Genomic DNA, 22,394 nt, shown 5'->3' with positions numbered 1-22,394 from the left:
CGGAGACCGCCGTGCGGCCGCCGGAAGGGAGGGGTCCGGTCAGATGCCTTTCCCCGCTTCGTAGGCTTCGCGCAGGGCGGGATGTCCCGCGATTTCGCCCGCGTGCCACACGCCCGTGCCGAATACGGTCGCACGGAGGTGCGGCTCCTCCAGGCAGTCGAAGAACCCCTGGAAGGTGTCTGCCGTGCGGAGCATCTTCTCCCGCTCCTCCTCGGCGGCCGTGAGCAGGAGGTAAAACTCCTTGCCGCTGATCTCCGTGTAACGTGCGCAGCAGCGGTCGATCAGGGTTTTCATCTGGGCCGCCATCGTGTAGAAATAGACCGGCGTGGCCATCGCGATCACGTCGGCCCGCACCATCTTGTCGATGATCTCCGCCGCGTCGTCCCGCTGCGGGCAGGGTTTGCCGTCGCGGCTGCATGCGCCGCATCCCGTGCAGTAGCCGATGGTCCGGTCGCGCAGGAAAATCTTCTCCGCGTCGTGGCCCGCCTCGGCGGCTCCGCGCAGGAACTCGTCGCAGAGCCGGTCGGAGTTGCCGCCCCGGCGCGGGCTGGATGAAAGAATCAGTACTCGTTTCGCCATTGTCGTTCGTGTTTTTCTGCGGTGCAAAAATAGCGGGAAAAAACGACTTCCGCCTAATCCCGATTACGGATAATATTACCCGGATTCCGGTTTCGCCCTGCCGCCGGGTTTTTAGGTATTTTCGCGTATTGCCTCATCCCGCGGGAATAACGACCTTTGCACCGTGAACGAAAAACCCGTGCGTATGAAACCGATCGCCCTCTCGTTGCTGCTCGTACTGCTGCCTTTCGGCCTGCGGGCGGAGCATGCCGCCGGATACTCCGCGCTCCCGGCCGCGGACAGCGTCGCCGCGGTATCCGCCGCCGATGCGGCCCGCCTTCCGGCCGAAGCCGATGCCCTGCCGGTGAAAACCTCCTCGTGGGAACGGATTCTGGAGCGCCTTCCGGCGATTTCGGGCTATGTGCAGTTGGGCTACGAGGCCGCGGAGCGCTCCTCGACCTTCTTCATCAAGCGCGTGCGGCTGAATCTCGCGGGGAATCTCGCCCCGAAGCTGGGCTACCGCGTGCAGATCGAGTTCGCCTCGCCCAAGGTCGTCGATGCCTACGTGGAATGGAAGCCGCTGCGCCAGCTCAACGTCAAGCTGGGCGAGTACAAGGTTCCCTTCTCGATCGAGAACACGGACTACGTGCCCCTGAAGTTCGAGCTGATCGAATACCCGCTCGGACTGCGCCGGCTGATGGGCTTCGAGGATGTCTGCGGCCTCTCGGCCACGGGGCGCGACATGGGCGCCACGCTTTACGGCGGATTCTTCCGGCGCGACGGGTACGACGTGCTCAGCTACGACCTGGGCGTGTTCAACGGCGAGGGCATCAATACGAAGGACAGGAATACCTCGAAGGACCTCTCCGCGCGGCTGGGTGTCCGGCCCTTCCCGGGGCTGCTCCTTTCGGCCTCCTACTACCGGGGCGAATACGGCGTCTCCTACCTGCGGCGCGTCCGTTACGGAGCGGGCGCCTGCTACGACCGCGGCCCGGTCGTCCTGCGCGGCGAGTGGATCGGCGGCGAGACGGGACTTCCGGCCGGAGACGAACGCCCGGCGGGCGGCCTCCTGGAGAGCAGCGGCTGGTATGTGCTGGGCGGCTGGCGCGTCACGCGGACGCTGATGCCCGTCGTGCGCTACGACACTTTCCTCGAGAATACCTCCGCGCCGTCCTCCCGCCAGACCAACTACACGGCCGGCATCCTTTGGCAGCCGGTGAAGTACCTGCGCTGCCAGCTCGACTACACCTACGAGGACTACGCTTCGCACGGTGTCTCGAACCGCAACGTCGTCGCGGTCATGTTTTCCGGAATCTTTTAAAGTTCTTGCGATATGATGAAAAACCTGCTCGAAAAACTCCGTGTCGAAGACTGGGTGGCGGTCTGGGTCTCCGTTCCGCTGCTGCTGCTCTCGGCGCTCGTCCCCCGCAGTCTGCCTGCCGTTCCCGCGACGCTCGTGGGCAGCGTGGCGTGGTACAACATCGCCCTGCTGTTTCTGATCGTGCTCGTCGTGCTCTACGTCGGGAGTCTCCTGCTGCGCCGTCCGGTCCGGGGGCTGCTGCCGTCGCTGGTCGTGGTCTTCGCCGTCTCGCTCGTGGCGCAGGTCGTGGCCAAGATTCCCGTCGTGGCGAAATACGGCTTCGAATCGGTCTTCTTCTCGGTGCTCTTCGGGCTGCTGATCCGCAACCTCTGGCGCCTTCCCGATTGGATGAAACCGGCCGTTCAGGGCGAGTTCTTCATCAAGATCGGCGTTGTCTGCCTCGGAGCGACGATCCTTATCGGCGACGTGATGAAGTCGGGCGTCTTCGGCCTCGTGCAGGCCTGCCTGGTCGTGGCGCTCGTCTGGTTCTTCGCCTTCCGGTTCTCGCGCCGCCGGGGCGTGGACGAACGTTCGGCGATGATTCTGTCGAGCGGCGTCTCGATCTGCGGCGTCTCGGCCTGCATCACCGCGGCGCGCGTGGCGGGCGGCGACGACAGGAAACTCTCGTATATCGTCTCGCTGGTGCTCATCGTCGTCGTGCCGATGATCTACCTCATGCCGTGGCTGGCCGGACTGATCCTGCCGCATCTGTTCGAACCCTCCGTGGCGCAGGAGGTCGCCGGAGCGTGGATCGGCGGCACGATCGACACCACGTCGGGCGTCGTGGCTTCGAGCGAGATGATCGGCGACGCGGCCAACCGGCAGGCCGTCATCATCAAGGCGGCGCAGAACGTGCTGATCGGCGTGGTGGCCTTCTTCATCGCGCTCTACCTCTCGACCCGCGGGGAGCGGGGCCGCGAGGCCCCCTCGCTGGGCATCGTCTGGGAGAAGTTCCCCAAGTTCATCCTCGGATTCGTCGCCGCCTCGCTCGTCTTCAGCCTGATGCAGTCGGGCGGGTTCTTCGTCCCGGGCGACGGCGGCAAACTCGCCGAAACGGGTGTCGCCAAGACCTTCTCCACGGTCTTCTTTTCGCTGGCCTTCGTCTGCATCGGCCTCGACACGCGTCTGAAGGAGATCGTATCGAAGGAGAACCGCAACCTGCTCCGTTCGTTCCTCGCGGCGCAGGGTTTCAACATCGTCGTCACCTTCGTGATCGCCTGCCTGTTGTTCGGCGTGCTGAAGCCCATGTGGACGGCATAGGTGCGCCCCTTCTGCGCGAAATGAAAGCTGAATCCGCCGGTGACGGAGCCTTTCGGACTGACCGTAGGAACGTTGGGGCTGTGGCGGAACATTCTTGGAACGCTCGGACTTGCCGGACGTATTGTCGATGACGGTCGGATACTGGAATGCAGACGTGCCGTCGCAACATGATAATCGCCGTTTCCGGGAGAATTGTGTGTAAGGGGCCCGGAACGATCGTTTCGGCGGTTGTCGGTCCGTATCGCGATCGGTTTCCGGTCTGCGCTGAAAGTCCGGTTCTCAGCCGTCTCCCAAAACAGCGGATCGGAGCGGAACGTCTCTGTCCTGAAGCAGCCGGACGGAATTGCGGACGATGATATTCGGAGGCAGCAGTATCTGGGTATGGCTCGGTTCATTGTTCTTCAGGGCCTGCAGCAGGATCTTTACGGCCAGAATGCCCATCTCTTCGATCGGCTGATTGACCCGTGTAATGGCCGGGGACAGAAAATCCAGGTAGGTGTAATTGTCGAACGAAATGACCGACAGGTCGTCCGGAACATTCAGTCCGGCCTCTTCGACCGCTTTGAGCGTACCGAGCAGGATTGTGTTGCTCAGGGCGAAGATAGCCGTCGGGGGTTCCGGCCCTGCAAGCGCCAGTTTGGTTTCGACATACCCGTTCTGGATTGAGAAATCGGTGCCCGAGACCATTCCGCCGTCTTTTATCCCGTAGGATTGCAAGGCTTCGCTGTAACCGCGTACCCGCTCTATCGTCGTGATGGATGAAGGAGGTCCCTGGATGCAGCGGATCTTCCGGTGTCCGCTCTCCAGTAGCATCCGGGTTGCATTGTAGCTGCCCAGGTAATTGTCTGTCGAAACGTAGGGCAGGGTCGTTTCGGGGAAATAACGGTCGATCAGGACAATCGGTGTCCTGGTTGCCGCCTCCTCCAGCGAGTGGGCGTCGCGTCCGCAGGGTACGATGATAATACCGTCGATATTCCGGCTCATCAATGAGTCTATTCCCTCCCGTTCGTCCTTCTCGTTTTCCATCGAGTCGATCAGGATCACGGTATATTTATACAGGCGGGCCTCGTGGATGATCACGTTAGCGATGTTGGCGAAGAAAGGATTGTCGATGCTCGGCACCATCAGTCCGATCGTGTTCGTGCGCTTCGTCCGAAGACTTTGCGCAGTCAGATTGGGCTGGTAGTTGCATTTCCGGGCCTCTTCCGTGATCGTTTTTACCGTCTGGTCGGCAATTCGGTATTTTTGCGCTTTGCCGTTTAGTACCCGGGATACCGTAGATATTGAAAATCCCGTCCGCTCTGCTATTGTAATCAAGGTTTCTTTTTGCATTGTTATGTATAATTGGATAGCCAAAGATACTTTTTTTTCAAAAAAGATCAAAGAAAATTTGGTTGTTTGAGATTTTTTTATTTATATTGCACAAACGATTGCGCAAAATACGATCCCAACCTGTCGAAAGCAATGCGCAAACCATGCTGCAGAAACCTAAAACACTTCGAAATGAACCTTAAAAAAATTGTTGTCATCGGTAGCAGCAACACGGACATGGTCATCAAGTCCGAGAAACTGCCTGCCCCCGGAGAAACTGTGCTGGGTGGCACTTTCCTGATGAATCCGGGAGGGAAGGGGGCCAATCAGGCCGTTGCTGCGGCCCGTCTTGGCGGCCGTGTCACTTTCATCTGCAAAACCGGAGACGATCTGTTCGCCCGGCGGGCCGAAGAGGGATACAGGCAGGAGGGTATCGACACGGCCTTCATGCTCTGCAATGCCGAAGTTCCTTCGGGTGTGGCCCTGATTACCGTCGATGCCAAAGGCGAAAACTGTATCGCCGTCGCTCCGGGGGCCAACAACACCCTTCTGCCTGCCGACATCGAACAGGCCCGTTCCGAGATCGAGTCGGCCGATCTCGTCATCATGCAGCTCGAAATTCCTCTCGAAACCGTCATCTGCGCGGCCCGTATCGCTCACGAATCCGGAGTGAAGGTACTTTTGAATCCTGCACCCGCATCGGCTCTTCCGGAAGAGCTGCTCCGAATGGTGGACGTCCTGATTCCCAATCGCGGAGAGGCCAGCGCCCTGACGAACATCGAAGTGACGGACTGGGAAACCGCCGAACGGGCCGCTCGGGTTCTCCATGGATACGGTGTCGGCAGCGTGCTCATCACGCTCGGGGCGTACGGAGCTCTCTGCTTCGACGGCTCCGAATGTACGCACATCGCTCCGTTCAAGGTGAAAACCGTAGACACTACGGCTGCCGGCGATACCTTTTGCGGAGCTCTCTGTGTTGCGCTGGCCGAAGAACGCGATCTCGTGCAGGCTGCCCGTTTCGCCTCGCTCGTCGCCTCGATCTCAGTAACTCGGCTCGGCGCGCAAAATTCCGTTCCTTATCGCCGGGAAATCGACGATATTCGGGTCGCACAGCTCTGACCAATCCAAAATCAGATACACGAACCTAAAAACCCAAACATCTATGAGAAAATTGAACTTTATGCTTCTTTTCTCGTTTTTCGCACTCGCAACCGCGGGATGCGACGATGAGAACGAACAGAAAGCGGAGCCCGTGGCCCCGATTCTGAAAGATGTGGTCATGCCGGCGGAGAGCAGTACGATTCCCGGCACGACGGTAACGATCTCCGGCAAGGGTTTCGACACAGGGGACAAACTTTATTGTACGTCGCTTTCGCAGGAAAAGGACTTTGAACCCCAGGTAATCGAGGTGACCGATTACGGCATTTCGATCGTTATCCCGTCCGATGCCGCCGGCACATACGAGGTGGACGTAGAGCGTGCGGGTCTTGTCAGTACGCTGCCGGACTACTTGAAAGTGGCTTATGTGATCGCTATCGACGATCTGGTGATGCCGACGGACCATGCGGCCCGGGGTACGAAAATCCGGATCGGAGGCAAAGGCTTCGAGGCGGGCGACAAGGCCGTCTTTACTTCCGACGCCTATCCGTCCGGCGTATCCCATACGGCGGACGTCGCACTGACCGGCGAGGGAGTCGAGATCGTTGTTCCCGAGGAATGCTATGGAGTGAATACGCTGACGCTGACCCGGGGAAACCGGCAGGGACGTCTGGGAGAGGTCAGTGTGGCCGTCGCCGTGGGAGACGAGATAGGCGGAGGTATCGTCTACTATATTTCCGACGGAGGCATTCACGGACTGATCGCCAAGCGCAGCAATACCGGTTCGGCGACCGAACAATGGGGACCGACCTCCAGACACGGCGAAACCAGAAAGGATATATACGCCGGCAAGGAGAACACGCGTATTTGCGTGGAGGCCATGAAAAATTTCCACCAGCAGTTCGAGACATGGCCGTCGAGCAAGAAGTCGGCTGCCGAACAGTGCGATGCGGAGACCGAGACCGTGGACGGCATCGTGTACGACGATTGGTTTCTCCCTTCGCAGCAGGAACTCGTACAACTGTTCTACCAGAAAAACATGCTTGCCGAAAAGGGTGCCGGACTTGCGGCCAACAACTATTGGTCGTCGTCTGAAGGCGATGCCGACGACAGCGCGCCGATATGGAGCGCCTACTACGTGAACTTCTATGAAGCGGAGAATCTCGTGACGGCGGCTTCGGACAAGGAGGGATGGGCCATCGGAATCCGCGCGATCCGTCAATTTTAGCGTCTAACTACTAACCGAGAACAACAATGAAAAAGATATTGTTTTTACTGGCAGCACTGCTGCTGGCTGCGGCCGGTTTTGCCCAAAACAAGGTCGAAGGCGTGGTGATGAATGAAAATTCCGAACCGCTCGCAGGTGTTGCCGTTGTCGTAAAAAATACGCAGAAGGGTGTATCGACTGATGCCATGGGATGTTTTTCGATCGATGCAAAAAGAGGTGAGACCCTGGTTTTCTCTTTCATAGGCATGATCGATCAGTCCGTTCCCGTGGGGAAAGATACACGAATGGAAATCCGCATGGTCCCCGATAATTACAACATGGACGATGTGGTGGTCATCGGTTACGGGTCGGCCAAAAAGAGCGATCTGACGGGCTCGGTGGCCTCCATCAAGTCCGATGTGCTCAAAAACAGCAAGATCGGAATGGTTTCGGCCGCTCTGCAGGGTGCGGCGGCTGGCGTACAGGTCACGCAGGGCAATATGAAACCCGGAGCCGATGCCAGCATTCTGATCCGTGGCGCCGGCTCGATCAACGCTGGGACGGAACCTCTTTACATTGTGGACGGCGTGCCTGTGGAGGGTGGTCTGCAGGATCTTTCGGCCGGCGATATCCAGTCCATCGAGGTGCTGAAGGACGCTTCCTCGGCCTCGATTTACGGATCGCGCGGCTCGAACGGCGTCGTACTCGTCACCACCAAAAGAGGTACGGCAGGAAAGACCCGCGTGTCGTTCAACGTCACGGGCGGCGTACAAAAGCTCATGAACAAGCAGGACATGATGACCGCTCAGCAGTATTACGACCTGATCGAATCCACCGGGCAGACCTATACCTGGACTTCGGCGGAATTGCGCCAGCTCAGCCGCGGCGAATCGACCGACTGGCAGGATGCCGTGACGCAGAACGGCAGTTTCCAGAACTATAATCTTTCGATTTCGGGCGGCGGCAAGACAACCACCCACTACCTCGGTCTCGACTATTACGACCAGCAGGGAACCGTCAAGCGCTCCTCGTTCAACAAATTTACCGTTCGTTACAATATGGACGCTACGCTGAACAAATGGCTGCGTTCGGGTGTGAGGATGAATGTCATCGAATCCAAACTGATGAATATCAACGAGGAGTCCGACTCGGGTTACGGTACGATGCACAGCGCCATCACTGCACAGCCCACCGCTCCGATCTATAACGCCGACGGCAGTTATTTCGACGGTTTCCTCAATACGAAGGCCAATCCCGTAGCCATCGTCGATCTGCTGGACAAACCCACCAAGAAGACCCGTGTCGTGGGATCGTTCTATCTGGAGCTGGAGCCTGTCAAGAACCTGCGCATCCGTTCGGACAACGGCGGGGAGCTGGTATTTTTCAAGGTCAATGAATACGAAGACGGACGCATGGGTCAGCACTATGCCGCTGACGGACATGCCCGTATCATGACCAACAAGAAACGGTACTGGCAAACCGAGAACACCGTCACCTACGACTTTATGCGCAACCGGCACAAATTGACGGTCATGGGCGGATTCTCCGCTTCGCGGACCGACTACGAAGAGGTCACGGCCGACTCGAAGGGACTCAATGCGACGACCAAATACAACAACCTGAGCGGTGCGACCACCCACGGTCCCAACGGGTCCTATGCTTCGGCTTCGACGCTCGTGTCGTTTTACGGACGTGCGACCTATAATTTCGACGAGCGTTACCTCGTAACGCTGACCATGCGCGGCGACGGTTCCTCGCGCTTCGCTCCGGGACACCGGTGGGGCTACTTCCCCTCGCTGGCTGCCGCATGGCGTATCTCCGAAGAGCGGTTCATGCAGAAAGCCAGATGGGTGGATAACCTCAAACTGCGTGTCAGCGCCGGTATGCTCGGCAATCAGAATATCGGCGATTACTCCTATGCCGCGCAGATCAGCCAGGGCGGTTCGGGTCTTGACTACGTTTTCGGCAACAGCCTCGTATCGGGAGCCGTCTACAGCAGTATCAGCAATCCCGATCTCACCTGGGAGAAAGCCAAACAGTTGGATATCGGTCTGGACTTCGGCCTGTTCGGCAACCGTATCGCCGGTACCATCGAGGGTTACTACAAACGCACGAACGATCTGCTCTGGACCGTGCCGCTGCCCAAGGAGTCGGGTTACACGAGCTCGATGACCAACGTGGGCGTGCTCGACAACAAGGGCATTGAGTTCACGCTGAACACGGTCAATCTGAATCTGCGTAATTTTCAGTGGACCTCTTCGTTCAACATCTCCTATAACCGCAACGAGATTATCGAGCTTTACGACGGCAAGCAGGATGTCAATAAATCGCTTTTCGTGGGGCACTCGCTCGGGGAATTTTACCTGCTCCACTCGCAGGGCATATGGCAGCTCGATGAAGCCGACAAGGCCGCTGTCTACGGCGCCTATCCGGGCGATCGCAAGATCCTCGACAGAGAGCCCGACAATGTCATCAACGGCGATGACCGTATGTTTGCCGGTCAGAGCACTCCGACCTGGTACGGCGGTTTCTCCAACACGTTCCGCTTCTATGGTTTCGATGTCACGCTGTTCATGAACTTCGCCGGCGGCCACAAGATCAACAACACGCTGCTGCGTTCGCAGAATTCCTACAACGTATGGGGCAATATGAGCCGGGATTACTACTTCGGTTATTGGCGCATCGACCGCCCGAGCAACGTCTACCCGGCTCCGCGCGTAGGCAGCGCCTATGCCAACGGAGATGGCACCGATGCCAACCTGCAGGATGGCAAATACCTGCGCATCAAGAATCTGGAGATCGGCTACACACTGCCTAAGCGTTGGACCGATGCCATTCGCGCCAACAGCATCCGCGTATTCTTCTCGGTGCAGAATCTCGCGACCTTCACCGCCTACACGGGCTACGACGTAGAGGCGTGGGACAATACGAACCCTTATCCCGGTTCGCGCAGTTTCATCGGCGGAGTTTCCGTCAATTTCTAAAACACGCAACCTAAAAAAACGAACCATGAAAAAGATGATATGTGCCGCGGGATTCCTGCTGATGCTGGGTGCGGTCACTTCCTGCGAAAGTTTTCTCGATGAAACCCCCAAAAGCAAGCTGACTCCCGAAAACTCGTTCAAGACCGAGGACGATTGGGACAACACCCTGACGGCCGCTTACGGGGCGTTGCAGAACATCACCGCCGGATTCGAGGCGAAATATGCCATTACGTTGGGTGAATTCGGCACCGACGAGGTACTGCCGTTCGACCTCGGATGGGCAGCCTATGCCGAGTTGCATTATTACACTTTTTCGGCCTCGCATTCTTTTTTCGATAATCACTATACCCTCTGCTACGATGGTATAAAGCGTTGCAATATCGTCATCGACATGCCTTCCGAGGCTCCTGTGAGCGGACAGGCGCGCAGTCTGATGATCGCCCAGGCCAAATTCGTGCGTGCGCTGCTCTATTTCGATCTGGTGCGCATGTACGGCGGCGTGCCGCTCTGGACCTCGGCGTCGGTCGATAAGAACCAGATCATGAAACCGCGTTCGACGGCCGATGACGTTTACGGAGTCATCGTACAGGACCTGCGCGATGCCGCGGGCGTACTTCCCCCGTCGTGGGAGTCCGGATCGGACAAGGGCCGCGCAACCAGCTATGCGGCCTATGCCCTGCTGGGCCGTGTCCTGTTGCAGTGGGGGCGTCCCGGCGAGGCGCTGACCGCTCTCGATCAGGTTTACGGCAAGTTCCATCTCTACGACGACTATGCCGACATTTTCTCGCCTGACCATAAGAACGAAGAGTATGAAAACATTTTCGAGGTGCAGTTCAAGCACTCGGGCAAATGGGGCGAGGAGGGTTCGCTTCAGCACAGCTATTGGGGACCGCGCAACATTCCGGGCAGCACGACGGCTTTCGGAGGCTGGGGTGGATTCGGCCCTTCGCAGTATCTTTATGACAGTTACGACGCCGAGGACAAGCGCAAGACGGCTTTCTTCTGGACCGAGTTTGCCGGTATTCCGCAGACTCCGCCGGCGATCAAGAAGTTCTGGGATCCGAAATACGGCAATGAGATCGAGAACGACGATCTGAACTTCATCTACATCCGTTATGCCGACGTGCTGCTGATGCGGGCCGAAGCGCTCAACGCCATCGACGACAAGACCGATGCCAAGTACGATTGCCTCAACGAGGTGCGCAGACGCGCCGGGCTGGGCGAGATCACCGCGGCGGACAACCTTACGAAGCAGCAGTTCGCCGATGTCCTTCTCGAAGAGCGCCTGCACGAGCTGTGCTGCGAACACGTGCGTCGTTTCGACCTGATCCGTTTCGGCAAGCTGGCCGAACAGGTGAAGGCTGCCTACGATATCACGATCCGCGACTTCCATGTGCTTTATCCGATTCCGCAGAGCGCCATGGATGCGAACGATGCCATTACGGAAAACAATCCGGGTTATTGATACGGTTCTGACGGGGAGGCGTTCCGTCGCCTCCCCGTTCCGAAAACTCACGATATTCAATCTGTTTATGAAGACAATCTTCCGGTTGGGATTCTGCCTGTTGTTCGCCGCCGGGGCAGGATGCGAAAAAGATAGCGGCGAACACTTCCCGCAGGGCGGGGACACGGGAAGCACGACCGTAGAGAACGGTGTCGTGAAGGTCGTTCCCTACGAATATTACCAGGCATTCCGCAATCCGATGAAGGGATTCCGCGAGTTCTTCGGTCCCGGCATCGACAAAAAGAGGGCGGAATATCCCTATCCCTACGGTTCGCTCATCAAAGAGTACATGCAGTGGAACATGATGGAGAACGTCGAATCGGACGGCGTGGACAAAGTGATCGCTTACAGCAACCACCGTTGGGAAGGCGTCGAGGAGATGAACGTCAAGGTCGTGCCGCGCCCCTTTATCGTATGGATAGAGCCTTACGAGGGTGGCGTGGAGAAGAATACCTACACGGATCATCCCGATGACCTGAACGGCTGGCACTGGCCTTCGGACATTCCGCGCGAGGTGCGTTCGGACGATGACAACACTCCTTCTACGGGTGGATATTTCGACCCGACGTTCCAGGAGCGTGTCAAGAAGTTCGTCGCCAAACTGGGCGAGGCGTGGGATAACGATCCGCGTGTGGCCTATGTCGAAATGGGCATTGTCGGCGAATGGGGCGAACACCACGACCCCAACATCACGACCTATTGGAAACCTCATTCGCAGCCGGAGCATGTCGCCAACCGGACCTGGATTCCCGGCATTGAAAAGACGTTGGGCGACGCATTCAAGGCCGCTTTCAAGAACAAGAAGGTCATGATCCGCTATGCATACGAGTTCGAGGACTACGATTTCGGCGTCTATTGGGACTCGTGGGCCATCTCCGAGGAAGAGGAGCGCGGTTACAACGCCATGATGCGCCGGGGCGACTATTGGCGCACGCAGCCTGTCGGCGGCGAGATAACCTGGAACTGGGGCGATCTTTACGACAAGGGCTACCGCAGCCTCGAAGACTGTCTGGCCAATGCGGAGACCCGCGCGAAGGTCATCGAACAGATTCGCTCGCTTCACTGCAACCATCTGGGCGGCGTGACATGGGCCGATTTCAACGATCCCGTGTTCCAGGTCAATGCATCCACGGTACAGAAAGCGCTGGGATACCGCTTCGTCATCAAGGAGTTCTGCTATCCCGCGCGCATCGAGCAGGGTAAGCCGTTCGAGGTGAAGCTCAAGGTGGTCAATACGGGTTCGTCGCCTTTCTATTACGACTGGCCTGTCGAGGTGGCGCTGCTCAACGTATCGACGCACCGCAAAGTGTGGTCCGCCACGCTCGCCGATGCGCACATTTCTCAGTGGATGCCCGGGGAGAACTGGGATCCTGCGAGCGGCAGTTACGGTACGCCGGCTCCCGAGAACGAGGTGACTGCCGCCTTGACGCTCGACGAGGAACTGCGGCCGGGCAAATACATCGTGTCGCTCGCCGTCCTCGATCCTGCCGGTATGCTGCCTTCGCTGCGCTTCGCCGCCATGAACTACTTTACCGGAGGCCGCCATCCGATGGGATACGTCGGAGTGGGGGCCGACAGCGACGAATATGAGCTCAAAAATGCCGAATTCGACGACATCCAGAGCGACAAGACCTTGAGATATATCGTAGACTGACGATGCCCATGACACGTTTTCCGACGATCGCCCTGTTCTGTGCCTTCGTTTGCGCAGGTTGTGGCACCCCGCATTCCGCGGCGCATTATACGGCCATTTCCGACGGAGAGACCGTACGCGTCACGATGGCCGAATACGACTCCGCTTTCCGCAATCCGCTGAAAGGATTCCGGGAGTACTTCATGGTCGGGACCGACGCTCGTCGGCCCGAATACCCTTATCCCTATGGTTCGCTCATCAAGGAATACATGCAGTGGAACCTGCTCGAGCGCAATGCGGCGGACAGCGTAGCGACCGTCATCGCTTACAGCGACCACCGCTGGCAGGGCGTTGAGGAGCAGAATGTCAAGGTGATTCCGCGCGTGTTGCTCGTGTGGGTTGAGCCGTGGCACGGCGGATGGGCCAAGGACCCGGCCAACCGCGACGACCTGAACGGCTGGCACTGGCCCGAGGACCTTCCCGGAGAGACGGGGCCTTACAAACAGATTCCCGGTTCGGTGGGCGCCTATGTGGAGCCGCAGGACTCGCTGACGCCCATTTCGGGCGGTTATTTCGATCCGTCGTTTCCCGACCGTGTGCGAAACCTGGTTCGCAAGCTGGGAGAAGCATGGGACAACGATCCGCGCGTGGCCTATGTCGAAATGGGTATCGTCGGAGAGTGGGGCGAGCACCACGATCCCGACCTTTCGACCGTCTTCCCGCCCCATGACGAGCCGCGTCATGTCGCCGGCCGTACCTGGATTCCCGGCATGGAAAAAGTACTGGGCGACGCGTTCCGCGAGGCGTTCCGTAATAAGAAGGTGATGGTGCGCTATGCCTATGAGTTCGAGGATTACGATTTCGGAATCTATTGGGATTCGTGGGCCCAGCCCCAGGAGATGGAGCGCGGCTACAACGCGATGATTCGTCGGGGCGATTACTGGCGGACGCAGCCCGTCGGCGGCGAGATCACCTGGAACTGGGGCGACCTGGCCAAATACCGTAGTTTCGAGGCGGTCGTAGCCGACGATACGACCCGGCATACCGTCATCGAACAGATTCGCAATCTGCACTGCAATCATCTGGGCGGCATCACCTGGGCCGACTTCAACGATCCGGTCTTTGCCCGCAACGCCGCGGAATTGCAGAAAGCGATGGGGTACCGGTTCGTGCTCTCCGATGCTTCCTACCCTTGCCGGATCGACAGGGGCGAGGCGTTCGGAATGGAGTTTTCGCTGCGGAACACGGGCTCCTCGCCTTTCTATTACGACTGGCCCGTCGAGGTCGCCCTGCTCGATGTCCGAACGCATGCGAAGGTCTGGGGGACGGTACTCGACGACGTGCGTCTCTCGCAGTGGATGCCCGGAGAGGATTGGGACGGAACGTCCTACCGCATCCGGCCCGAAACCGTGACTGTCCGTGCACGGCCTCTTCTCGGCGATGACCTTCCCGAGGGCCGTTACATCCTGGCGCTGGGCATTCTCGATCCGGCCTGCGGCCGTCCCACCGTCCGTTTTGCCAATACGAACTATTTCACGGGCGGTTATCATCCGTTGGGATATGTCGGTGTCGGGGAGTCCGAATCGGCTCCGGCCCTCGATCCGGCGGACTTCGACGACCTTCGAAGCGACACGACTTTGAATTACAAACCGTAAAAACGACCTGAAACCATGAAACGACTTCTGATTATCGTCTTGTTGCTGTCCGCCGTTTCGTGCGGACAAAAAGACCCCGCACCTGGCGGGGAACCCGTCCGGATCATCTTCGACACGGATCTGGGCAACGACATCGACGACGTGCTGGCCCTGCAGATGCTTCTCAACTACGAGAAGGAAGGCCGGGCCGAACTGCTGGGCATCACCCTTTGCAAAGCCAATCCCGCCACCATCGCCTTTACCGACGGCTACTGTCGGTTCGACGGACGCGGCGACATTCCGCTGGGTTACGCTTATGACGGTGTCACGCCGGAGGACGGAACCTACCTGTTGCCGACGCTGGAGGCATCATTCGGCGGCGAACCTCTGCTGCGACCGGCCCGCACCATCGACAGCGGGCTGCCCGAAGGGTACAAACTGCTGCGGCGACTGCTTGCGGCCCAGCCCGACGCATCGGTCGTGCTGGTCGCCGTGGGACCGCTGACCAATATCGGCAACCTGCTGGTCAGCGAAGCCGACGAATTTTCATCCCTTTCGGGGCGTGATCTGGTCGCCGCCAAGGTACGCCGCGTGGTGACGATGGCCGGGCTGTTCGGGGACGAATTCGATTTTCCGGAGTACAACGTCGTCTGCGACCTCGAGGCCTCGCACCGCACGTTCGAACTGTGTCCCGTTCCCCTGACCACCACCGGATGGGAAGTCGGCAATCTGCTGCCGTATCCCCATGAAAGCATCCTGACGGATTTCGGCGATCCCGAAGCGCATCCGCTGCCCGTCGCCTACCGTCACTACATGCAGATGCCCTACGACCGGCCGACGTGGGATCTGACGGCTGTGCTCGAGGCCGTGGAACCGGGCAAATGGTTTGACCGTTCGCCGAAAGGTACGATCCGGATCGCCGCCGACGGTCGCAGTTCGTTCGAGGCGTCCGAGACGGGTATGCAGGAATACCTCGTCATTCCGCAGGAAAAGGCCGCCGCTGCGTTGCAGGCTCTCGTGAACTGTACGACCGGCAAGAATCTTAAAGACATGAACCCATGAAAAGTCTGCTGACCTGTCTGCTGCTCCTGGCATCATTGTGTCCGGTCGCCGCGAAGGAACACCGCGTGGCGAGCGTGGCTTCGCCCGATGCCAAAAATATCGTGAACATTCTCTACGACGGGCAGACGCTCCATTACGAAGTCTTCCGTAACGAAGAGCGCATCCTCGCGCCGTCGCCGCTGACCATGACGGTTGACGGTCGTATCTGGGGCTCCGACGCCCGGCCGAACGAAATCTCGTGCGGCGGCGCGGACCGAACCGAACGTTTCGTCGTCGCTCGTAAATACCCATCCGTACGCGACAGTTACCGGGAGGTTTCGCTACACTATTCCGGCTACCGGGTGGAAGTGCGCGCCTATAACGACGGCGTTGCCTATCGGTTTGTCGGGACGACCGGCCGCGAAGGCTGTGTGGAACGGGAGGGAGTCGCCTACGCATTCGATGCGGACTGCCCCTCCTATACCCTGCTGACCGGGAATCTGCAAAACTGGTTTGAGGAGAACTACTCTGAACGGATGCTGAGCGAGCTCCCGTCCGACAGTATTTCGATAACCCCGGTCCTGGTCCGTGTCGGACGTTACGGCGTGTTGCTGGCCGAGGCCAACCTCTACGACTATCCGGGCCTCTACCTGCGCCCCACGGGGCGGGGGTTCGAGGGTGTGCAGGCCGCCTATCCCCGCAAGGAGGAGTTTTTCGACGGCACCAACAAGATCTATGCTACCGAGCGTGAACCCTATCTGGTGAAATGCGGGCTCGACCGGGCCTTTCCATGGCGTGTCACGGGTATTTTCGATGACGACGCCTCGATTCTCGGCAGCGAGCTTATCTATCTGCTCTCGGACAAAACCCGGAACGACTATTCGTGGGTGCGTCCCGGCAAAGTGCTCTGGGACTGGTGGAACCACAACAACATCTACGGGGTGGACTTCAAGGCGGGCATCAACACCACGACTTATCTCTATATGGTGGATTTCGCGGCCGAACACGGTATCGAGTATCTGCTCATCGACGAGGGATGGTCGGAGCGTGACGATCTTCTGACGCTCAATCCCGAGGTGGACATGCCTGCCGTTTGCCGCCATGCTGCCGAAAAAGGTGTGGGCATCATGCTTTGGGCCAAATGGATCAATGTGGACAGGCAGCTCGACGAGGCATTCGAAATGATGCGGTCGTGGGGCGTGAAGGGCGTGAAGATCGACTTCATGGACCGGAACGATGCCAAGATGGTCAATTTCTATGAGCGTGTGGCCCGTAAGGCCGAAGAGTGCCGTATGCTGGTCGATTTCCACGGGTCGTATCCTAACGAGGGCATGCGGGCGAAATATCCGCTGCTGATGACACGCGAAGGAGTCGTGGGTCTCGAATACAACAAATGGAGCGATCGCGCCACCCCGCGTCACGACCTGATCATTCCTTTCCTGCGGATGTGGGTGGGGCCGATGGACTACACTCCCGGCGCCATGCTCAACGCCCAGCGGGAATCGTTCCGCGTCAATGCGGTGGAACCGATGAGCCAGGGTACGCGCGTGCACCAGTTGGCGATGTACGTCGTCTACGAAAGCCCGTTGCAGATGCTTTCGGACAGTCCGACCAAGTACCTTGAGAATCCGGAGTGTTTCGATTTCCTGAAACAGGTCCCCACCGTCTGGGACGAGACGCGTCCGCTGTTCGGGGAGATCGGCCGCAATATCGGCGTGGCGCGCCGTAGCGGTGACAGATGGTTCGTCGGCATCATGAGCGGCGACACACTCCAGAATGTGACGTTCGATCTTTCGTTTCTCGGTAACGGGAACTATGTCATGACGGCCTTCTGCGACGGTGTGAATGCCGAGGTGAATGGCCGGGATTATAAATGTTTCGGGCAGGAAGTGACGGCCGCCGACCGGATTCCGGTCGCATTGGCGACGGGAGGCGGTTTTGCCGCCGTGATCCGTCCGAAGATGGATTCGGGGGAACATTCGGACCGATAATGCCCTCCGTTGGGGCCGCCGTGCTTTGTACGAAGGTCAGGTCGGTCTCTCGCCCCGACGTCCGGGAGACCGACCCGATGCTCCGACGGAATTTGGCGATCGGTCCCCGGAAGCGGGTACTCCGGCAGTCGGACTCTCGGCGTGAAACGGCGACCCGTGGCTGTTTCGGCGATTCTCTGCGGACTGTTTCGTTTCGCTCCGGCCGACGGACCGGGCAGCTTCGGCATCTGCTTCCGCTCATTTCCCGAACTGCACCGGCAGGCACTGCGCGAAGCGTTGTCCGCTCTTTAACAAGCTATATCGATCGGGCACTAACCAAAAAAATGAATTATGTATATTGTCGGTAATTATTTTACGGCCGTCGTTTTCTGCATGATCACGATGCTGTGCTGGGGTTCCTGGGGCAATACCCAGAAACTCGCGTCGAGGAGTTGGCGTTACGAACTCTTTTACTGGGACTATGTGATCGGTATGGTGCTTTTTGCACTGTTGCTGGGGCTTACGATGGGCAGCGCCGGCGATGCGGGCCGTCCGTTCCTTGCGGATCTGGGACAGGCAGCCGGCGCATCCGTCGGATGGGTCGTTCTGGGGGGCGTGATTTTCAATGCCTCGAATATTTTGTTGTCGGCCTCCGTCTCGCTGGCCGGCATGGCCGTGGCATTCCCGTTGGGTGTGGGTATCGCACTGGTGCTGGGCGTCATCATCAATTACGTCGGAGCGCCCTCGGGCAATCCGTTGGTGTTGTTTCTGGGGGTTGCGTTCATCGTGCTGGCTATCGTCTGCAACGGCATCGCTTCGGGGTGCGTGCAGCATGGCGAGGAGAGCCGAAGAAACAACCGCAAAGGACTGTTGCTGGCAGTCGTCGCCGGTGTGCTGATGTCTCTTTTCTACCGATTCGTCGTCATGGGCATGGACATTGCCGATTTCCATCATCCTGCTGCGGGTATGCTGACTCCCTATTCGGCCGTTTTCGTCTTTTCGCTCGGCGTATTGGTCAGCAACCTGCTTTTCAATACGCTGGTCATGCGATGGCCTTTTGTCGGCGCTCCTGTAGGCTACGGAACCTATTTCAAAGGATCGTTGCCGACTCACCTGGTCGGTATGCTGGGCGGAGCTGTCTGGTGTCTGGGCACGGCGTTCAGCTACATTGCCTCGGGCGAAGCGGGGCCCGCCATTTCCTATGCACTCGGACAGGGTGCTCCGATGGTCGCCGCTGTTTGGGGCGTTTTCATCTGGAAGGAGTTCAAGGGCGCGACACCCCTTGTCAATCGGCTGCTCGCCCTGATGTTCCTGCTTTTCATCGGAGGATTGGGACTCATCATCGTAGCCGGAAATTGATTGGCCGAAAGGATTGTCGCCGCAGATTGGCGTACCCTCGTCCGGTCGTATCCCGTATGTCGTATCCTGCGGTGTACGATACGGAAGGGCCTTGCTGGAAATACCTGATCCGAAGCTGTCCTCCATTTCAGACAGCTTCGGTATCGGACGTGCATGGACCATGACGGTCCGAACCATGTGGTTTCGTGTCCCGGGCTGCCGGCGGCTTGCGGACGTCCGGTCGCCGTTGGAATCGAAGGGAGATCCCGGAACCCATTGTTCCGGGATCGGTCGGATTTCCTTATTTCGGTCGGCCTTTTTTTCTTGAACTGTGTTTTGCCCGGTCCGTGTCTCTCGTTGCGGATGCGTCCCTCCGGGGCGCAGAACGCCGGAAATTCCGCCGTGTCTCCTCCGTCCCCTGCCCGCTTCCCGCCGGAGAAAAGGACCGCAAACCGTCTGTTCCGGTTTTCCCTTCGTCCGCTTCCGGCTTTCTTTTGTCCGGGACCGGTTTTCTGCGGTCCGGTCCGGGGCGTCTTCCGCCGAAGAAGTAGCTTTTCTGCCGCCGCTTCTCCTCCTGCGAGCGGGCGACGTAGATCCGTTTGTGCGTGTAGGGGTTTTCGCCCGTCCAGAACATTACCGACGAGAGGGTCATCGGCGTCGGGGTGAGGTCCTGCACCTGCTCCAGGTTGAAGTGCAGGCGGCCCAGCACCTTGTCGGCCAGCGATTTCATGTCCTGCTCGGTGCAGCCCGGGTGCGAGGAGATGAAGTAGGGGATGAGCTGGTAGGGCAGATGTTCCTCATCGCAGATGCGGCGGAAATCCGCATTGAGCCGCTCGAAGAGTGCGAACGGCGGTTTCCGCATGAGTTTCAGTACGTTGTCCTCCGTGTGCTCGGGCGCCACCTTGAGCCGGCCCGAGGTGTGGTGCTTCAGCACCGTCTCCAGATAGGCGGGTCCGTCGAACAGGTCGTAGCGGATGCCGCTGCCGATAAAGGCCTTTTTGATGCCCTTCACCGCGCGGATCTTTTCGTAGAGCGCCAGTAGCGGCCGGTGGTCGTTGCAGAGGTTGGGACACCTGGCGGGGTGGAGGCACGACGGGCGGCGGCACTTGCGGCACAGCTCCCGGTCGCGGCCGCCCATGCGGTACATGTTGGCCGAGGGGGCCCCGACGTCCGAGAGGTAGCCCTTGAATCCGGGCATGGCGGCGACGCGCCGCACTTCGTCGAGGATCGACCGCTCGCTGCGCGAGTTGATGAACTTGCCCTGATGGGCGGAAATCGTACAGAACGAGCAGCCTCCGAAGCAACCCCGGTGGATATTGACCGAGAACTTGATCATCTCCCACGCCGGAATGTCGCCCTTGCCGCGGTAGCGCGGGTGCGGGGCGCGTTCGTAGGGGAGATCGAACGAGTGGTCCAGCTCTTCGGTCGTGAGCGTCGCATTGGGAGGCGTCACGACGACGTACCGGTCGCCCGTGGGTTCCACGAGCGTCGCCTCCGGTTCCATGAGGTTGCTCTGGGTCTCGATCACCGTGAAGTTCTCCCCGAAGGCCCGTTTGTCGCGCACGCACTCCTCGTAGGAGTGCAGGCGGATCGTCGCGGCGGGGTCGAGCCGCGCGACATAGCTTTCGTCGGCGAGGAAGGCTACCTGCCGGATGCGGCGCAGCAGCTTGGCGTTGTAGCCGTTGCGCAGCGCCCGGGCCACCTGCTGCACGACCCGTTCGCCCATGCCGTAGATCAGCAGGTCGGCGCCCGACTCGGCCAGCACCGAGGGCTTGAGCGAGTCGCTCCAGTAGTCGTAGTGGGTCAGACGGCGCAGCGAGGCCTCGATGCCTCCGACGACCACCGGGACGTGGGGATACAGCCGTTTGAGGATCCGCGTGTAAACCGTCACGGCATGGTCGGGGCGGAATCCCGCCTTGCCGCCCGGCGTGTAGGCGTCGTCGTGGCGCAGCCGGAGGTTGGCCGTGTAGTGGTTCACCATCGAATCCATCGCTCCGGCCGAGACGCCGAAGAAGAGGCGCGGCGGTCCCAGCTTGGTGAAATCGCGCAGGTCGTCGCGCCAGTTGGGCTGCGGGACGATCGCCACGCGGTAGCCCTCGGCTTCGAGCAGCCGCCCCACGACGGCCGGTCCGAAGGCGGGGTGGTCGATGTAGGCGTCGCCCGAGAAGAGGATGACGTCCAGGCTGTCCCATCCGCGTTCGCGGACCTCTTTTATGGTGGTGGGCAGGAACAAGGCGGAATCTTTTCAGGGGGTTATTTTACGGTCCGGGCCACGGCGTCGCGCAGCCGTTCCAGCGCTTCGCGGACGACGGCGCGCGGTGCGCCGACGTTCAGACGCATGAAGCCTTCGCCCTCGCGGCCGAACAGGGCGCCGTCGTTGAGCGCGAGGCGCGCCTCGTCGATGAACAGGCGCTGCAACTCCTCGTGCCGGAGGCCGAGCCCGCGGCAGTCGAGCCAGACGAGGAACGATGCCTGCGGCCGCAGGGGCCGGATGGCGGGAAGGTGCTCGGCGCAGAAGCCGATGACCAGTTCGACGTTCCCTTCGACGTAGCGCAGCATCTGCCGCCGCCATGCCTCGCCCTCGCGGAACGCCGCGACGGTGGCGATGGGCGCGAAGAGGTTGGGTGCGTCGAGTTCGTTGGCCGCGAGCCACGAAAAGAAGCGGTTGCGCAGCGTCTCGTCCGGCACGATGGCGTAGGAGCTGACGATGCCGGCGATGTTGAACGTCTTGGTCGGGGCGCCGAAGGTGATGCTGCACCGTGCGGCGGCTTCGGAGACCGAGGCGAAGGGCGTATGGCGGTTGTCCCACAGGGCCATGTCGCAGTGGATTTCGTCGGAGACGACCAGTATGCCGCGTTCGTCGCAGAAGGCGGCCAGCCGGCGCAGGGTCTCCGGGTCCCAGACGATGCCGCCCGGGTTGTGCGGGTTGGAGAGCAGCAGCAGGCGGCATCGGTCGTCCGCCACGCGCGCCAACTGGTCGAAGTCCATCGAGTAGCCCCCGCCGGGGTGCTCGCGCAGCGGGTTGAGGACGACCTGCCGGCCGTTTCCCTCGGGAACGAGCCGGAAGGGGTGGTAGACGGGCGGCTGGATGATGACCTTCTCGTCTTTCCCGACGAAGCGGTCGATGACCAGTCCGATGCCCTTGACGATTCCCGGGATGTAGGCGATCCATTCGCCGCGCACCTCCCATCCGTGGTGCGTGCGGATCCAGTCGGTGATCGCGGGGCGGTAGTCGGCGGGTTCCGCCGTGTAGCCGTAGAGCGGGTGCTCCAGCCGCCGGCGGAGCGCGCCGACGATGAAGTCGGGCGTCTCGAAATCCATGTCGGCGACCCACATCGGCAGCAGGTCGCCGCGGCCGAAGTGCTCCGCGAGCGTGTCGTATTTCACCGAATTCGTGCCGCGCCGGTCGATGGGGCGGTCGAAGTCGCAGGTCCCGGCGGCCGGGGCGTCGCCGGGATGTCGGGCGGGAGTTTGTCGTTTTTCCATGTTCGTAATC

Annotated in this window: 15 protein-coding genes; 11 read left to right on the top strand and 4 right to left on the bottom strand. The window is 59.8% G+C overall.

The features are described 5' to 3' along the window. Positions 1 to 39: 39 nt before the first annotated feature. The gene (locus tag FME97_RS05570) at positions 40 to 579 is read right to left on the bottom strand and encodes a flavodoxin family protein (protein WP_141428265.1); all 540 of its coding nucleotides are present in this window, start codon (positions 577 to 579) and stop codon (positions 40 to 42) included. Positions 580 to 763: 184 nt separating this feature from the next. Here FME97_RS05570 and FME97_RS05565 point away from each other — a divergent pair, with 184 nt between their 5' ends. After that, positions 764 to 1,879, top strand: a complete 1,116-nt coding sequence (locus tag FME97_RS05565) for a porin (protein WP_141428264.1) — start codon at positions 764 to 766, stop codon at positions 1,877 to 1,879. 15 nt (positions 1,880 to 1,894) lie between these two features. After that, a complete protein-coding gene (locus tag FME97_RS05560) occupies positions 1,895 to 3,178 on the top strand; it encodes a YeiH family protein (protein WP_141429958.1) in 1,284 nt (427 codons plus the stop codon). A gap of 279 nt (positions 3,179 to 3,457) precedes the next feature. On the opposite strand, the gene FME97_RS05555 is transcribed toward FME97_RS05560, so the two are convergent. Continuing rightward, entirely contained in the window at positions 3,458 to 4,510 is a 1,053-nt protein-coding gene (locus tag FME97_RS05555; RefSeq protein ID WP_141429957.1) for a LacI family DNA-binding transcriptional regulator, read from the bottom strand. Between the two features lie 171 nt (positions 4,511 to 4,681). Between FME97_RS05555 and rbsK the strand changes: the two genes are divergently transcribed. The 9 genes from rbsK (at position 4,682) to FME97_RS05510 (ending at position 18,919) form a co-directional block, all read left to right on the top strand. Continuing rightward, positions 4,682 to 5,608 carry a ribokinase gene (gene rbsK, locus FME97_RS05550; RefSeq protein WP_141428263.1) on the top strand — a complete coding sequence of 309 codons (927 nt, stop codon included), beginning with the start codon at positions 4,682 to 4,684 and terminating at the stop codon, positions 5,606 to 5,608. A 43-nt stretch (positions 5,609 to 5,651) separates the two neighbouring features. Continuing rightward, positions 5,652 to 6,815 carry an IPT/TIG domain-containing protein gene (locus FME97_RS05545; protein WP_141428262.1) on the top strand — a complete coding sequence of 388 codons (1,164 nt, stop codon included), beginning with the start codon at positions 5,652 to 5,654 and terminating at the stop codon, positions 6,813 to 6,815. A gap of 26 nt (positions 6,816 to 6,841) precedes the next feature. Continuing rightward, positions 6,842 to 9,778 (top strand): SusC/RagA family TonB-linked outer membrane protein, encoded by a 2,937-nt coding sequence (locus tag FME97_RS05540; RefSeq protein ID WP_141428261.1) that lies wholly within the window; start codon positions 6,842 to 6,844, stop codon positions 9,776 to 9,778. A 25-nt stretch (positions 9,779 to 9,803) separates the two neighbouring features. Continuing rightward, entirely contained in the window at positions 9,804 to 11,243 is a 1,440-nt protein-coding gene (locus FME97_RS05535) for a RagB/SusD family nutrient uptake outer membrane protein (RefSeq protein ID WP_232522943.1), read from the top strand. A 67-nt stretch (positions 11,244 to 11,310) separates the two neighbouring features. Then, complete coding sequence (locus FME97_RS05530) at positions 11,311 to 12,936, top strand: DUF4832 domain-containing protein (RefSeq protein ID WP_141428260.1); 1,626 nt, start codon at positions 11,311 to 11,313, stop codon at positions 12,934 to 12,936. An 8-nt stretch (positions 12,937 to 12,944) separates the two neighbouring features. After that, complete coding sequence (locus FME97_RS05525; protein WP_232522942.1) at positions 12,945 to 14,570, top strand: DUF4832 domain-containing protein; 1,626 nt, start codon at positions 12,945 to 12,947, stop codon at positions 14,568 to 14,570. 15 nt (positions 14,571 to 14,585) lie between these two features. Next, positions 14,586 to 15,611: a nucleoside hydrolase gene (locus tag FME97_RS05520; protein WP_141428258.1), complete on the top strand. Its 1,026-nt coding sequence runs from the start codon at positions 14,586 to 14,588 to the stop codon at positions 15,609 to 15,611. After that, entirely contained in the window at positions 15,608 to 17,581 is a 1,974-nt protein-coding gene (locus FME97_RS05515) for a glycoside hydrolase family 97 protein (protein ID WP_141428257.1), read from the top strand. The genes FME97_RS05520 and FME97_RS05515 overlap by 4 nt, the downstream gene beginning before the upstream one ends. Before the next feature lie 330 nt (positions 17,582 to 17,911). Further along, positions 17,912 to 18,919, top strand: a complete 1,008-nt coding sequence (locus FME97_RS05510) for a multidrug DMT transporter permease (protein WP_141428256.1) — start codon at positions 17,912 to 17,914, stop codon at positions 18,917 to 18,919. 280 nt (positions 18,920 to 19,199) lie between these two features. Here the strand turns inward: FME97_RS05510 and FME97_RS05505 are convergent, their stop codons facing one another. Beyond that, on the bottom strand, positions 19,200 to 21,131 hold the full coding sequence (locus FME97_RS05505) for a YgiQ family radical SAM protein (RefSeq protein ID WP_141428255.1): 1,932 nt from the start codon (positions 21,129 to 21,131) through the stop codon (positions 19,200 to 19,202). Between the two features lie 20 nt (positions 21,132 to 21,151). Continuing rightward, positions 21,152 to 22,384 carry a MalY/PatB family protein gene (locus tag FME97_RS05500; RefSeq protein ID WP_141428254.1) on the bottom strand — a complete coding sequence of 411 codons (1,233 nt, stop codon included), beginning with the start codon at positions 22,382 to 22,384 and terminating at the stop codon, positions 21,152 to 21,154. Positions 22,385 to 22,394: the final 10 nt, after the last annotated feature.

The sequence above is a fragment of the Alistipes dispar genome, from assembly GCF_006542685.1.
GTDB lineage: Bacteria > Bacteroidota > Bacteroidia > Bacteroidales > Rikenellaceae > Alistipes > Alistipes dispar.
This window is presented reverse-complemented; position numbering and strand designations above follow the sequence as displayed.

Bases quoted from the DNA above. Each gene is read 5' to 3' on its own strand.
- FME97_RS05520 (WP_141428258.1), top strand. From the start codon at position 14,586: ATGAAACGACTTCTGATTATCGTCTTGTTGCTGTCCGCCGTTTCGTGC.
- FME97_RS05515 (WP_141428257.1), top strand. From the start codon at position 15,608: ATGAAAAGTCTGCTGACCTGTCTGCTGCTCCTGGCATCATTGTGTCCG.
- FME97_RS05535 (WP_232522943.1), top strand. From the start codon at position 9,804: ATGAAAAAGATGATATGTGCCGCGGGATTCCTGCTGATGCTGGGTGCG.
- FME97_RS05540 (WP_141428261.1), top strand. From the start codon at position 6,842: ATGAAAAAGATATTGTTTTTACTGGCAGCACTGCTGCTGGCTGCGGCC.
- FME97_RS05570 (WP_141428265.1), bottom strand. From the start codon at position 579: ATGGCGAAACGAGTACTGATTCTTTCATCCAGCCCGCGCCGGGGCGGC.
- FME97_RS05560 (WP_141429958.1), top strand. From the start codon at position 1,895: ATGAAAAACCTGCTCGAAAAACTCCGTGTCGAAGACTGGGTGGCGGTC.
- FME97_RS05545 (WP_141428262.1), top strand. From the start codon at position 5,652: ATGAGAAAATTGAACTTTATGCTTCTTTTCTCGTTTTTCGCACTCGCA.
- rbsK (WP_141428263.1), top strand. From the start codon at position 4,682: ATGAACCTTAAAAAAATTGTTGTCATCGGTAGCAGCAACACGGACATG.
- FME97_RS05555 (WP_141429957.1), bottom strand. From the start codon at position 4,510: ATGCAAAAAGAAACCTTGATTACAATAGCAGAGCGGACGGGATTTTCA.
- FME97_RS05530 (WP_141428260.1), top strand. From the start codon at position 11,311: ATGAAGACAATCTTCCGGTTGGGATTCTGCCTGTTGTTCGCCGCCGGG.
- FME97_RS05565 (WP_141428264.1), top strand. From the start codon at position 764: ATGAAACCGATCGCCCTCTCGTTGCTGCTCGTACTGCTGCCTTTCGGC.
- FME97_RS05525 (WP_232522942.1), top strand. From the start codon at position 12,945: ATGACACGTTTTCCGACGATCGCCCTGTTCTGTGCCTTCGTTTGCGCA.
- FME97_RS05510 (WP_141428256.1), top strand. From the start codon at position 17,912: ATGTATATTGTCGGTAATTATTTTACGGCCGTCGTTTTCTGCATGATC.
- FME97_RS05500 (WP_141428254.1), bottom strand. From the start codon at position 22,384: ATGGAAAAACGACAAACTCCCGCCCGACATCCCGGCGACGCCCCGGCC.